This is a genomic window from Bacillus salacetis (assembly GCF_003581585.1).
GTDB classification, from domain to species: Bacteria; Bacillota; Bacilli; order Bacillales; family Bacillaceae_B; genus Rossellomorea; species Rossellomorea salacetis.
Map to the genome: position 1 here is coordinate 1 of NZ_QXIR01000021.1, position 14,674 is coordinate 14,674.

Sequence of the window (14,674 nt, forward strand, 5' to 3'; positions counted from 1 at the left end):
GAAGTTCTTACTAGAATTAACGTTGACGTTTTGATTTGTTTAGTTTTCAATGTTCAATGCGCTTCTCATAAGCGACTTTTATAATATACCATCTCACATGATATATTGTCAATAACTTTTTAAAAGTTATTTTGCCGGCTTTTTCGCCAACGAGATTCATTATACATTTTCCTTCACATATTATCAAGAGTAATATTTATTTTTCCGCCCGCACTAGTAGAATAATATAAATAGCGAATCAGCCCCGAGGCCGATCCGCTTTCTCCGCCCTCTTTTATGAAAGGCTCTTTTCATAAAAAGCGCCTTAGGATGACACTTCTTCTATATATAGATCTCTTCGTTTAGTAAGGTCAAGTATGACGCCTGTTTCCTTGATTTGGATCAATGGCCTTGTGGGGCTTTCTTTTGTGGTGAACATCACCTCAGCCTTTTGTCCATCTGAAAGACGTATCACGTCTCCAATGGAAAGACCAGCAGTTACTTCCATTAAGGCCTGCACTACTTTGATGTCGTACTTGCCGAAATGATCTTCCTTGATCTGCTCGAGCACCTGGAATGGCAGCTGCCTTCCTCTGTAGACCCGTTCAGAAGTCATCGCATGATATACATCTGCGACTGCGATGATTTGGGAGAATTGATGAATTCTTTCTTTTTTCTCGCCGGTAGGATAGCCGCTGTCATCCAGCCTTTCATGATGCTGAAAGATGGCCAGTTTGGTCTCCGTTTTCAACAGGGAAATATCCTTGACCATTTTGTAGCTGTATACCGGGTGCATTTTGATTTCTTTGAACTCGGTTTCCGACAGTGCTGTCTGCTTAGTAAGAATCGATGCAGGGATTTTTGCCATTCCACAGTCAGCCAGGATTCCCGCAAGCGCCACTTGAATCTTCTGCCCTCTGTCAAAACCGATTTTTTTGGCGATCAGGCCGCTGAGAAGTCCGACAGCCAAAGGGTGATGATACATATAGTCCGCTTTGGACGTATAACGGTGGAGACTGGTGATATTAACCGTATCCTCCTCAAGAAGAGCCAATAATGGCAGAATAATGTTTCTGATCCTTGAGATTGAAACAGGCATTCCCGCCTGCCAGTTAGTAAACTCTGCTTTGAACTGCTGGACTTTCGTCAAATACAGCTTCAGGAAATCATCACGCTGTTGCTCAGGCTGTTCTATCCGGTCTTCTTCCATTTCCACAACCTGGTTGGGGTAAAAGGGCGTACCATCCACTTTCGTTCTTTTTACGGAAACTTCCCCGATTTGGAATGCATGTAATACTTTCATATGTATTTCTTGTAGAACAGTGTTTTTGGGAATGATCGGCATTGAAGTCATTCCCATTATGTCTTTTTCAAGAATGCAGCCTTCTTCTGCCTCAAGTGCTTTTATCCTCATGGTTTCACCTCTATTAAACATTCACTTCTTTATTTTACCAGATACCAGCAAGAGGTAGCACTTGTAAATAAAAAAAATCACTCCCCAAAAAGGAGAGTGATAATTTCATTATTCGGTATCATTATCTTCAGGAGTTTCTTCTGTTCCTTCTTGTTCTGCTGATTCCTCCGTCAGGTCAACCGGAATTTCGTCTTCTTCTTTTTCTTCCTCTTTTTCAACTTTTGCAACAGTGGCTACGCTGCTGTTTTCATCCAGGCGGATCAACTTGACGCCTTGTGTGTTCCTGCCTGTTGTTGAAATATCATTAACGTCCATGCGGATCAGGACACCTTGAGCTGTAATGAGCATAAGGTCTTCTTCACCAGTGACGGCTTTCACAGAGATAAGTTCTCCGTTTCTTTCCGTGATGTTGCACGTTTTTAATCCTTTTCCGCCCCGTGTCTGGATCCGGTACTCCTCTGCAGGTGTCCGTTTTCCAAATCCTTTTTCCGTTACAACCAGGACATCATCTTTTTCTTCAAGGATTTCCATGCCTACCACAATATCTTCAGAATCAAGGTTGATTCCTTTTACACCCGTCGCGGTTCTTCCCATGGAACGCACATCTGTTTCAGGGAATCGAATTAACATCCCTTTTTGTGTTCCTATGATGATATCTTTGGTGCCATCAGTCAGTTTAACAGAAATGAGTTCATCATTTTCTCTTAAATTGATAGCGATCAGCCCGTTGGTTCTGATATTCGCAAAGTCTGATACAGGTGTACGTTTGGAGATCCCCTGTTTCGTAGTGAAGAACAGATACCAGTCATCAACGAATTCTTCTATGCGGATCATGGCATTGACCCACTCACCTTTGTCGACGCCAAGCATATTGATGATCGGGATTCCTTTTGCCGTACGGCTGAACTCAGGAATTTCATACCCCTTCGCTTTGAATGCCTTTCCTTTGTTCGTAAAGAAAAGGATTGTGTCATGGGTAGATGTCGTCAACAGATGTTCTACGAAATCATCGTCATTCGTACCCATCCCCTGAATTCCCCGTCCTCCCCGCTTCTGGCTGCGGTAGGTAGATACAGGAAGGCGCTTGATATATCCGTTATGAGTCAATGTCAGGATGATATTTTCGCGAGGGATCAAATCTTCATCCTCGATTTGTTCAATACCGCCTGCCACGATTTCAGTACGGCGCTCATCATTGAAGCGCTCTTTGATCTCATTCAATTCTTCACGGATAATATCCAGTACTTTTTCTTCATCGGCAAGAATCGCCCTTAATTCCGCAATCAGTTTAAGAAGATCCTGATACTCATTTTCAATCTTGTCGCGTTCCAGACCAGTCAAGCGCTGAAGACGCATATCAAGGATTGCCTGAGCCTGTTTCTCTGAAAGGGAAAAGTTCTCCATTAACCCTTCACGCGCAATATCAGTTGTTTGAGATCCGCGGATCAAGGCAATGATTTCATCGATATGATCAAGTGCAATCCGCAACCCTTCCAGGATATGGGCACGAGCCTCTGCTTTCTTAAGCTCAAACTCGGTTCTTCTGCGGATGACCACTTTTTGATGCTCTAAATAATAATATAGACATTGCTTTAAGTTAAGGACCTTAGGCTGGCCGTCTACCAGTGCGAGAAGGTTGATACCAAAGCTTGTCTGAAGTGCCGTCTGTTTATAAAGATTATTCAATAGGACGTTGGCATTCGCATCTTTGCGGACTTCTATGACAATCCTCATTCCATTACGGTCGGATTCATCGCGCAGGTCTGTTATGCCGTCAATCTTTTTATCACGCACCAGGTCTGCAATTTTCTCAATAAGCTTTGCTTTATTGACCTGATAAGGAATTTCTTCTACGATAATCGTTTCCTTACCATTTGCTTTGGTCTCAATTCTAACTTTCGCCCTCATGGTGATGGAGCCTTTTCCTGACTCATATGCCCTGCGGATTCCGCTTCTTCCGACAATCATTCCCGCAGTCGGGAAGTCCGGGCCAGGGATATAATCCATCAATTCCTGGATAGTGATTTCCGGATCTCTGCTTAACGCAAGGAGACCGTCAATCACCTCGCCAAGCTGATGAGGAGGAATGTTTGTTGCCATTCCAACCGCGATACCCGATGAACCATTTACCAATAAATTCGGAAAACGTGAAGGCATAACAATCGGTTCACGTTCTGAACCATCATAGTTATCTCTGTAATCGATTGTATCTTTATTGATATCACGGATGATCTCCATTGAAATCTTTGACATTCTTGCTTCTGTATAACGCATGGCTGCTGCCGAATCTCCATCGACAGATCCGAAGTTTCCATGTCCATCCACAAGCATATAACGATAGTTGAAATCCTGTGCCATACGCACCATCGTGTCGTATACAGCCGTGTCACCGTGCGGGTGATACTTACCGATGACTTCACCGACGATACGGGCAGATTTCTTATAGGCTTTATCAGATGTCATACCAAGGTCGTTCATCGCATAGAGAATTCTTCGGTGTACTGGTTTAAGACCGTCACGCACATCTGGCAATGCACGGGAAACGATGACACTCATCGCATAGTCCAGGAAGGATGTTCGCATTTCCTGGCTTATATTGATTTCTTGTACATTAGAACGCGGTGTTTCCGCCATAATAGAAGGGACCTCCTTTTAAAGGTATTAGTTACCTATGTCCGCTTTTTGTTTCTTGCTGTTTTAAAAAAAACGGTTGAAATTCCGTGTCGGTATCAGCAGCTCCCCAGGGCGGGCAGTGCTTTGATAACGGAATATCCGTACAGTGCCGTACGGATTAGGCTGCTGCATTAGCTGGAAGAGATGAACCCGTGCGGTGAGGCTGGCACATAGCCTGGCTTTCATCCCGCCCTCTGTTATAGCAGGAGATCATCCATCCACTTCATTCAACCTTGTGAAAAATAGAAATTAAGCTGTCTTCCCTGGATTATATAAGGGATTTATGTAAAAGACAGGATAGAAAATACTTCTATCCTGCTTATGACTTAAACGTCCAGGTTTTTTACATATGCAGCATTGTCTTCGATGAAGTTCCTGCGGGGTTCTACTTTATCCCCCATGAGCATTTCAAAAGTCTCATCCGCTTCGATGGCATCTTCAAGGCTTACCTGCAGAAGCGTCCTGAATTCAGGGTCCATTGTTGTCTCCCAAAGCTGTGTAGCATTCATCTCGCCGAGACCCTTATAGCGCTGTATCCCAGGTTTTGGCTGGGCCGGCAGTTTTGCCAAAGCTTCCTCCAGCTGTTTGTCTGAGTATACATACTCTATCTTTTTACCTTGCTTGATTTGATACAATGGCGGTTGTGCTATATAGATGTATCCAGCCTCGATGATTTGTCTCATATAGCGATAGAAGAATGTCAGCAGCAGGGTACGGATGTGTGCTCCATCGACATCCGCATCAGTCATGATGACAACTTTTTGGTAACGCGCCTTAGAAATATCGAAATCTTCGCCGATTCCTGTACCTAGTGCAGTAATCATGGCACGCACTTCGTTATTGGATAATATTTTATCCAAACGGGCCTTCTCAACGTTGATGATCTTTCCGCGAAGAGGGAGGATCGCCTGGAAGTGACGGTCACGCCCTTGCTTGGCAGAACCTCCTGCAGAGTCACCCTCAACGATATATATTTCACTGATCTTAGGGTCTCTTGAGGAACAGTCTGCCAATTTCCCTGGAAGACTTGAAACTTCAAGAGCACTCTTGCGGCGTGTGAGTTCACGCGCTTTTTTCGCAGCAAGGCGTGCCCTTGCAGCCATGAGTCCCTTGTCCACGACTTTTCTGGCGACGACCGGGTTTTCCAGAAGGAATGACTCGAAATGCTCTGTAAACAAGCTGTCCGTAATGGTCCTTGCTTCTGAATTTCCTAGTTTCGTCTTTGTCTGTCCTTCAAATTGCGGGTCAGGGTGCTTGATAGAAATGATGGACGTGATCCCTTCACGCACATCTTCACCGGAAAGGTTGGCATCACTGTCTTTGTATAAATTATTTTTACGTGCATAGTCATTGATGACACGGGTCAGCGCCGTTTTAAAACCGGATTCATGCGTACCGCCTTCATACGTATGAATATTATTGGCGAAGGAATAGATATTGCTCGCAAATCCATCATTGTACTGAAGGGCTATTTCCACGGAAATGTTCTCTCTTTCACCCTCAATATAAATAGGCTCATCATGCACAACTTCTTTAGAACGGTTCAAGTGTTCCACATAGGACTTGATTCCGCCTTCGTAATAGTATTCATTCTTTTTATCTTCCACACGCTTATCTTCGATGATGATCTTGATTCCCTTGTTAAGGAAAGCAAGTTCACGCAAACGGTTAGCCAGAATATCGAATTCGTATTCTGTTGTTTCCGTAAATATTTCCGGATCGGGTTTGAAATGGGTAATGGTTCCAGTTACATCGGTATCTCCAGTTACTTTTAAATCAAAACTTGGAGCCCCTTTTTCAAATTTTTGATAATGAATTTTCCCATCACGGTGGACGAATACTTCCAATTCTGTAGACAGGGCATTAACAACTGAAGCACCTACACCATGGAGGCCGCCTGAAACTTTATAGCCTCCGCCGCCGAATTTACCTCCGGCATGCAATACTGTCATGATGACTTCAACTGCAGGTCTTCCCATTTTTTCATGAATACCAACAGGAATTCCACGTCCATTGTCTTTTACAGTAATACTGTTATCCTCTTCAATGATCACCTGAATCTCAGAGCAATAACCGGCCAAAGCTTCATCGATACTGTTATCGACAATTTCCCACACCAAGTGATGAAGGCCTTTGGAACTTGTGGAACCGATATACATCCCAGGGCGTTTCCTGACGGCCTCTAAACCTTCTAAAACCTGTATCTGATTCTCATCATAAGATTGTCTTTGTTCTTGTTCCATTGTCAAACCAATTCACCTACACTTCCTGTGCATGTAATCATGCTTGAATATATGTTTTTTTTCGCTATCTATTTAAAAGATTGTCGTGGGTATTCCACTTTTTTGACCGTTTCTTCAATGTTGTGGATGCCAATGGTGAAAGATACAGCTGGTCAAGGGTGACCACAAGAGACTTATATGTACCTTTTGAGAGGTTGCTCGTCTGATTCTCTTTCTTTTTCAGGAATAATTGCATTTCTTCAGAGAACTGGACTGTGTCCTTGTCTATTATCGCAACTATTTCATCCGTTCGGACCATCACATCTTCTCCAACATGAATATACATGGAAACACCTCACTTCACTCTCTTGATATGGCCATTTTCAACCTCAAAAGCGGTTGCTTCGTTCAACGTCTGGTGGTCTATCCCGTCCACACTGGTGGTGGTCACAAAAGTCTGCACCCTGCCTTGAATTGTATTCAGCAGATGTGACTGCCTGAAGTCATCAAGTTCTGACAATACATCATCCAGCAAAAGAATCGGATACTCTTTTATTTCAGAGTGGATCAATTCAATTTCAGCGAGTTTCAATGAAAGGGCAGTGGTACGCTGCTGTCCCTGTGAACCAAACGTCTGAACATCCCTTTCATTTACGAAGAACTGGAGGTCATCCCTATGAGGTCCTGCCAGTGTCACACCTCTATCGATTTCCCTTTGGCGGATCGTGTTGAATTTATCCTCTATTATTCCTACCATTTTCGACCAATCTTGATCATTGCATACATCAATGGACGGTTTATATTGTATATCAAGTGTTTCAAGGCCCCTGGAGATACCAGAATGGATTGGGCGCGCCCATTCCTGAAGCAGCTGGATGAAATCAAAACGTTTCCTGATGATTTTAGCTGTTACTTCAATCAGTTGTTCTGTCAGGACGTCCAGCATTGTTTCATCCTTCTGCTTTTTAATCTGCAGCATCTTCAAATAATGGTTCCGCTGCTGTAGGATTTTCTGATACAATGCGATATCGTGCAAATAGACAGGTGATACCTGCCCGATTTCCATATCAATAAAACGACGCCTTACTTGAGGGCTCCCTTTTACAAGATGGAGATCTTCGGGCGCAAACATGACGACGTTCATATTTCCAACATACTGGCTGAGTTTCTTTTGTTCGATATGATTAGATTTGGCTTTTTTGCCCTTTTTGGAAATGATCAGTTCCAGTGGAAGTGACCCGTTACGTTTTTTTATCCTGCCTTTTATTTTAGCATATTCCTCATCCCAGCGTATCAAATCTTTATCATTTGAAGTCCTGTGGGACTTTGCCATTGCCAAAACATATATCGACTCCATGATATTGGTCTTACCTTGGGCATTTTCTCCTAAGATGACGTTGACATTGTTCTCAAACGAAATATCAACGGAATCATAGTTCCGATAGTTTTTGAGCTGTATTTCTTCAATGTACATATACAGACATCCTCTTTAATCTTCGTCAGAGATGATGAAAGCCCCGTTTTCCTCTAGTTCGACTCTGTCTCCAACCCTTAATTTTCTTCCTCTTCTTTGGTCTTGTTCCCCGTTGACATACACTTCATATTCACTCAGAAACCACTTGGCCATCCCGCCTGATTGTATGACATCGGCAAGCTTCAAAAATTGCCCCAATGTTATATATTCCGTATCAATTGCGATTTGTTTTTCCACGATACATCACTACTTTCCGGCATTAATATCTAAAATATATTTTACTATATTTTCACCTCAATACAAAACCCTGCCTGCCGAGGAGCGGCAAACATCCCTCAGCATTGGATTTTAGCGCTTTAAAGCAGCGGGGGACTGTCCCTCATTGCGTTAAAGTGGTAAAGCGCTTCGCGGCTTATTAAAGAAGGTTGTCTTCGCCTTGTTGCTTTCGGAAAACTCCCTGGTTCCGGATTTTCCCACTAAATTCAAAGGTATTACTCCCAAAAAAGAACGAGCAGCTCTTTTCTTTCCTGCTCACCGGGGATATTAATTGAAATTTATATTGAACAGCACAAAGTTTACGAAATGAGCCTTAAATAAAGAGACTGGCTGCATAACTCTTGTATGTGGTTACACAGCCAGTCATTTTTATATTGTGATTAATACGTTCTTACTGGAAGAATGAGCTGAAGGATCGAATCATCATGGAGCGGTTTAATGACAAACGGCCTCATCGCCCCGGTAAAGTTGACATGAATCTCCGTTCCTTCCAATGCTTTCAAGGCATCCATCATATATTTGGCGCTGAAAGAAATTTTCAGCTCTTCGCCATCAACAGACTGACTTTGTACCTGCTCGATTACTTTTCCGATTTCCGGTGTATTGGAGGAGATTTCAATCAATCCATTATCGATGGTCGATAGTTTCACAACATTATTCCTTCCCTCTCTCGCCAACAGGGAAGCACGGTCGATGGCTTGGAGGAATTCTTTTGTTGCAAGGGTCAATTCTGTTTTGCTCTCATTCGGTATCAAACGGCTTGTGTCAGGATAATTACCTTCAAGCAGCCTTGAAAAGAATAATAAGTGTTTGGCTTTGAATAAGACCTGGTTATCCGTAATGACAATTTCTACAGGGTCTGAATTATCGTCCAGGATTTTGCTAAGCTCAGTCAGGCTTTTCCCTGGAATGACAATATTGTACTCTTTTCCGTTGTCATTCTCCAAAGCTGCTTTTCTCATTGCCAGACGGTGGCTGTCTGTTGCAATACAGGAAAGTTCCCCATCTTCCACCTTCCAGTTTACACCTGTCAAGATGGGGCGTGTTTCTGAGGTGGACACTGCAAACACTGTTTGTCTGATCATTGTTTTCAAGAGGTCTGTTGGGACTTTCAAAGCATTACCCTCTTCAATTTGTGGTAAATGCGGATATTCTTCAGGATCCAGTCCATTCAAGTTGAATTCTGCTTTTCCGGAACGGATCACAGTTTGCAGATGATTCTGTACCTCGATTTCAACTGTATCCATAGGCAGTTTTTTTACGATTTCACTGAAGAATTTGGCCTGCAATACAATTCCGCCATTTTCAGTTACTTCCACAATTTCATTTCCTTCTTCTTCCTTCGGGATGAAAGATTCGATGGAAATGTCAGAATCACTTCCTGTCAATGTGACTCCTTCATCATTTGCAATGATTTTAATACCTGTAAGAATGGGTATCGTCGTTCTGGATGTTACTGCTTTCATTACGTCTCCGACACTTTGTACGAGAGCATCCCTTTGGATAACAAATTTCATCATCTTTTCCTCCAGTTTACGCATAATTTTTTTTACTGCAGCATATACTAATATTTTTATAAAAAAGTAGTACTAGTAGTAATAGGGCCTGTTAGTATGTGGATAAGTGGTAAAAACGAACGTAAACACAGCCTATCCACATGTGGACAGACTGTGTGAAAACATAGCAAAGTTATTAACAGTATTCAGGATAACTTTCTTATTTAGTTTTTCAAAAGATCCCTGATTTCTTTCAATTGATGTTGGAAACCGGAATCCGCTCCAAGCATTTTTGAAATCTTTTCATGGGCATGAATAACGGTAGTATGATCTCGTCCTCCGAACTCTTCACCGATTTTTGGAAGAGAAAAGTCCGTCATCTCCCTGGAAAGATACATGGCGATCTGTCTAGGGAATGCTATGGATTTTGTTCGTTTCTTCGCTTTAAAGTCTTCCAGTTTGACATTGAATTGTTCACCGACAACCCTTTGAATGTCAGCAATCGTGATCACTTTCGGTTTTGAGCTGGGAATGATATCCTTCAATGCTTCTGCAGCAAGATCAGCGTTGATGTCCTTGTTGATCAGTGAGGAATAAGCTACAACCCTAATCAGTGCCCCCTCAAGTTCACGGATGTTGGAATCGATTTGATTGGCGATATAAAGCATGGCTTCATTCGGTATATCCAGACCTTCCGCCTTGGCTTTCTTTCTTAAGATCGCAATTCGTGTTTCCAGATCAGGAGGAGTGATATCCGTGATCAATCCCCATTCAAAGCGTGAACGGAGCCTGTCCTCCAACGTCGGGATTTCTTTTGGAGGGCGGTCACTGGAAATGACGATCTGCTTGCTTTCTTCATGCAAAGTATTGAATGTATGGAAGAACTCTTCCTGTGTTTGTTCTTTTCCTGCAAGAAATTGAATATCATCAATCAGAAGAACATCGACATTCCGGTATTTGTTCCGGAAATCGACTGCTTTATTGTCACGAATGGAGTTGATGAACTCATTCGTGAATTTTTCAGATGACAAATATACAACTTTGGCCTGCGGGTTATGTTCAAGGACATAATGGCCTATCGCGTGCATCAAGTGGGTTTTTCCCAGGCCTACTCCCCCATAGATGAAGAGCGGATTATATGCTTTGGCCGGCGCTTCTGCTACAGCAAGTGATGCTGCGTGGGCAAAGCGGTTTCCGGATCCAATGACAAAGGTATCGAACATATATTTTGGATTCAGCATGTTCTGCTGAAATTCCTGGGCATCATCGCTATCAGCCACTTTTTTTGGCGGGACAGGTATATCAAATTCTTCCGGTTCCTGGTTTTGCGGAATAATAAATTTAACTATGAGTTCTTCACCTGTTATATCTAACAGCACACCGGAAATTAATTGAGAATACCGCCCTTCGAGCCAATCCCTGGCAAATTCGTTGGGAGCCGTAATGACAAGCGTATCTCCTTGTATGGAATGAGCTTTTGTAGACTTCAACCAAGTATCGAAACTGGGTTTACTGATCTTTTTCTCTATATTTGAGAGGGCTTTATTCCACAAGTCCCCTATATTCTCCAAACTGGTCCCCTCCTTTTCCTCTAAGAGTATGTACAACGATTGTACGACCTGTCTCTCTAGTAAAACGTTGCATATTCATAAAAATACAAAGCTATGAATGTGGAAAAATATATAATAAGGAAGAAAAACGGTTATTCGACAATATCCACCTTTTGTGGACAACCTTTTACAAAGGCTCTGTATAAACTATCCACAAGTTATCCACCAATTGTGGATAACGTATTTTACCAACAATAGTGATTCAGAGTGAAAACACAATAATCATATCAGAATATCCTTGCAGTTGCAATGACTTTTAAAGTTTATCCACAATACCCATTTCTTGTTGAAAAAACTTTTCCACAGGCTATTTATATGTGAAAAACGTGTCAATATGTGCTGTGGATAGTTTATTTTCGTGTCGAAAAATATCCACAAGGGGTGTGGGTCAGCTGTTTATTTCGAAAATGTACATTTTTGAAAGCCGTAACTTTCTATTAGATCCAGTAAGGAAAATTTCTAGACAGCTGCCAAAACGGTGAATGACTTTAAGGCTGTTTACGAATAAAGTGTTGCTTTCGGAAAAATCCAGGTGCCGGATTTTTCCCATGTATTCAAAGGTTTTACTCTCGAAAAGAACGAGCAGCTCTTTTCTTTCCTGCTCACCGGTTTTTTACGGCGATTTACCAGGATATAATTTAAAATTTATATTCAATAGCCAAAAAGTGTACGAAAAGAGCCTTTTAAAAAGAGCTTTAATATAGGAGTGAAAGGAAAGTGGTATTATTTGAATAGAGTTGATCTATGCTTTATTTTTGTTTGAAAAATAGTGGGTAAGATCTATGAATATTGATTAATGCGGAAAGGAACATGCGCGTCTGCAATCTCCTTGACTCCTTTATCTCTAGCAGGAGGCCTCCAAGTTGTGAGCGTCTGAAACGGCCGTTTCCCCAGTTTAGTATAAGCCTGCCCAGCGGACGCGCTGGCATTGAACATAAACCTGAACTTTTATATTACTGAAAACTTACTTGCTGATTTTCAAAAAAGGCGGTATTGACATTTATAGTCCCTCTCCTTATAATTGAAAAGACTGTCTTAAACCTATAATTTTATCCATTCCTTTAGGGAGGTGTCATATATGAAAAGAACGTTTCAACCAAATTCTCGTAAAAGAAGCAAAAACCACGGTTTCCGTGCACGTATGAGCTCAAAAAACGGCCGTAAAGTTCTAGCTCGCCGTCGTCAAAAGGGAAGAAAAGTATTATCTGCCTAGGCCACTGAATTTATCAGTGGTCTTTTTTCAATTATTGCAGGAAAATGGAAAGCATCATCCTTTTTGGCTGATGAGTTTCGCCAAAAGCAGTATAAAACTTTCTGCAATAGAGAAAACAGTTAATAGATTTACTTTTAGAAATAGCAGGTGGGTAAATGCGAAAAGAACAACGGGTTAAAAAGAATGCTGAATTTCAAGAGGTGTTCAAAAAAGGGACATCGATTGCCAATCGACAGTTTGTCATCTACAGACTGCCAAAAGATGGTCAGCCGTATTTCAGGATAGGGCTGTCTGTCAGCAAGAAAATTGGAAACGCTGTCGTACGTAATCAAATCAAGCGATATATCAGACAGGCTTTCCTTGAATTGAAAGATGAATTGAAAAACAATTATGATTACGTTATTATCGCCAGGAAACCGGCGGCCGATATGGATTTTCATGAAGTTAAAAAGAGTTTGATCCATGTATTGAAGAAAAGCAAGATGTTAAAAGTCAGTCAGCAAACACCGAATGACAAAAGGAGATAGAAAAATCGTAAGAACTTAGACAAGTTTCTACAGCATAGGAACTGAAAAAGATGTTACAATATCTCTGGGTTTCCGATGATTGAAAAACAGAACATCGGAATAGTATAGGGACAAGCCAGGTTGTCCAACTAAAAACAGATATACAGGAGGAAACAAAGGGTGAAAAAAAGATTATTAGCCGTGCTGGTCTTGATCGGACTTGCAGCATTCCTGTCAGGGTGTACACAATACAACCAACCGATTACAGCTGATAGCACAGGTTTTTGGAATGAGTATATTGTCTATCCTTTATCATTATTGATTACAAAAGTATCCGAATTTTTTGGCGGAAATTATGGCTTGGGAATTATCCTTGTAACATTGATTATCCGATTGGCAATCCTGCCATTGATGATCAAGCAGACCAAGAACTCCAAAGCGATGCAGGCACTTCAGCCTGAAATGCAAAAGCTGCGTGAAAAGTACAGCTCAAAAGATGCACAAACACAGCAGAAATTGCAGCAGGAAACAATGGCCTTATTCCAAAGCCATGGGGTCAACCCGTTGGCTGGTTGTTTTCCGTTGATTGTTCAAATGCCGATCCTGATTGGTTTCTACCATGCAATCAGCCGTACTGAAGAAATCAAGAACCATACCTTCCTATGGTTTGACCTTGGACAGCCGGATCCATTATATTTACTGCCTTTAATCGCTGGTGCAACTACGTTTATCCAGCAAAAAATCATGATGGCGGGAACGGCCAATCAAAATCCGCAAATGGCCATGATGCTTTACATCATGCCGGTCATGATCGTCATCTTTGCGATCAATTTCCCGGCAGCACTATCATTGTACTGGGTAGTCGGTAACTTGTTCATGATTGCGCAGACATACTTCATAAAAGGTCCTGATATTAAGGAACAAAGGGCGCTGGCTAAAAATGGAGGAAACAAAAAGTGAGAGAGGTAACTTCTACTGGTCCGTCGGTCGAAGAAGCAGTGGAATCAGCGTTAGCTCAACTGAACATCACCAGAGAAGAAGCAGAAATTGAAATACAGGACGAAGGAAAAAAAGGTCTCTTGGGCCTTTTTGGAAAACGTCCTGCAATCGTCCTTGTAAAGAAAATCATCAACCCTTTCGATGAAGTGAAGAAATATCTGATTTCAGTCAGTGAAATGATGGGAATCCAGATTGAAATCGAAGTGAAAGTTGACGGCCGAAACGCCGAGTTTCAGCTTTCAGGTGAAAAAATTGCCTTGCTGATCGGAAAAAGGGGCCAAACATTGAATTCCCTTCAGCACTTGGCGGGTCTTGTAGCAAATCGCTATTCTGATCAATTTTTAACAGTCATTTTAGATGCTGAGAATTACCGGGAAAGACGGAAGCAGACCCTTGCAAATCTGGCAGAAAGGCTTGCAGAGAAAGCGGTAAGGACCAATCGGAAAGTTTCCTTGGAACCTATGCCTTCATATGAACGGAAAGTGATCCATTCTGCATTGGTCAGATCAAGGAAAGTAGAGACCTTTTCAGAAGGCAAAGAACCTAACCGTTATATCGTCATTGCTCCGAAAAGATAATTAAACACGAATCCAGGCTGTTTATACGGCCTGGATTTTTTTACGTGTAGAAGGTGGTATTTTCTTTTTTTGATTCCTTTTTAAAAATGGCTTTTTTATTGAAATGGAAAGGTGAGTGATTTTCTGAGTGAGAAGCGGGATCCATCCAGCGTCGAACGGATCTCAGGCTCACTTCTTACGAATCCAACTGCAAGTGCAATTCCAATATTTCATGCGCGCCGCTTTCACTTTCTA

Annotated in this window: 12 protein-coding genes; 4 read left to right on the forward strand and 8 right to left on the reverse strand. The window is 42.0% G+C overall.

What is annotated here, in order from left to right:
- Positions 1 to 304 precede the first annotated feature (304 nt).
- The 8 genes from D3H55_RS14815 to dnaA form a co-directional block, all read right to left on the reverse strand.
- Positions 305 to 1,393 carry an HD-GYP domain-containing protein gene (locus D3H55_RS14815; RefSeq protein ID WP_119548015.1) on the reverse strand — a complete coding sequence of 363 codons (1,089 nt, stop codon included), beginning with the start codon at positions 1,391 to 1,393 and terminating at the stop codon, positions 305 to 307.
- A 108-nt stretch (positions 1,394 to 1,501) separates the two neighbouring features.
- A complete protein-coding gene (gene gyrA / locus D3H55_RS14820; protein ID WP_119548017.1) occupies positions 1,502 to 4,027 on the reverse strand; it encodes a DNA gyrase subunit A in 2,526 nt (841 codons plus the stop codon).
- 365 nt (positions 4,028 to 4,392) lie between these two features.
- Positions 4,393 to 6,309: a DNA topoisomerase (ATP-hydrolyzing) subunit B gene (gene gyrB, locus D3H55_RS14825; protein WP_119548147.1), complete on the reverse strand. Its 1,917-nt coding sequence runs from the start codon at positions 6,307 to 6,309 to the stop codon at positions 4,393 to 4,395.
- Positions 6,310 to 6,373: 64 nt separating this feature from the next.
- Complete coding sequence (gene remB / locus D3H55_RS14830; RefSeq protein ID WP_119548020.1) at positions 6,374 to 6,634, reverse strand: extracellular matrix regulator RemB; 261 nt, start codon at positions 6,632 to 6,634, stop codon at positions 6,374 to 6,376.
- Positions 6,635 to 6,643: 9 nt separating this feature from the next.
- Positions 6,644 to 7,762 carry a DNA replication/repair protein RecF gene (gene recF, locus D3H55_RS14835; protein WP_119548022.1) on the reverse strand — a complete coding sequence of 373 codons (1,119 nt, stop codon included), beginning with the start codon at positions 7,760 to 7,762 and terminating at the stop codon, positions 6,644 to 6,646.
- Positions 7,763 to 7,777: 15 nt separating this feature from the next.
- Entirely contained in the window at positions 7,778 to 7,999 is a 222-nt protein-coding gene (rlbA, locus tag D3H55_RS14840; RefSeq protein WP_119548025.1) for a ribosome maturation protein RlbA, read from the reverse strand.
- A gap of 419 nt (positions 8,000 to 8,418) precedes the next feature.
- A complete protein-coding gene (gene dnaN / locus D3H55_RS14845; protein WP_119548028.1) occupies positions 8,419 to 9,555 on the reverse strand; it encodes a DNA polymerase III subunit beta in 1,137 nt (378 codons plus the stop codon).
- Positions 9,556 to 9,758: 203 nt separating this feature from the next.
- Entirely contained in the window at positions 9,759 to 11,105 is a 1,347-nt protein-coding gene (dnaA, locus tag D3H55_RS14850) for a chromosomal replication initiator protein DnaA (protein ID WP_119548031.1), read from the reverse strand.
- Between the two features lie 1,117 nt (positions 11,106 to 12,222).
- On the opposite strand from dnaA, the gene rpmH reads away from it, so the two are divergent.
- The 4 genes from rpmH (at position 12,223) to jag (ending at position 14,440) form a co-directional block, all read left to right on the forward strand.
- Positions 12,223 to 12,357: a 50S ribosomal protein L34 gene (rpmH, locus tag D3H55_RS14855; protein ID WP_006837292.1), complete on the forward strand. Its 135-nt coding sequence runs from the start codon at positions 12,223 to 12,225 to the stop codon at positions 12,355 to 12,357.
- A gap of 155 nt (positions 12,358 to 12,512) precedes the next feature.
- The gene (gene rnpA / locus D3H55_RS14860; RefSeq protein WP_119548033.1) at positions 12,513 to 12,884 is read left to right on the forward strand and encodes a ribonuclease P protein component; all 372 of its coding nucleotides are present in this window, start codon (positions 12,513 to 12,515) and stop codon (positions 12,882 to 12,884) included.
- Between the two features lie 159 nt (positions 12,885 to 13,043).
- Positions 13,044 to 13,823: a YidC family membrane integrase SpoIIIJ gene (gene spoIIIJ / locus D3H55_RS14865; protein ID WP_119548036.1), complete on the forward strand. Its 780-nt coding sequence runs from the start codon at positions 13,044 to 13,046 to the stop codon at positions 13,821 to 13,823.
- Positions 13,820 to 14,440 (forward strand): RNA-binding cell elongation regulator Jag/EloR, encoded by a 621-nt coding sequence (gene jag, locus D3H55_RS14870; protein ID WP_119548039.1) that lies wholly within the window; start codon positions 13,820 to 13,822, stop codon positions 14,438 to 14,440. Before spoIIIJ ends, jag begins: the two co-directional genes overlap by 4 nt.
- The last annotated feature ends 234 nt before the right edge of the window (positions 14,441 to 14,674 follow it).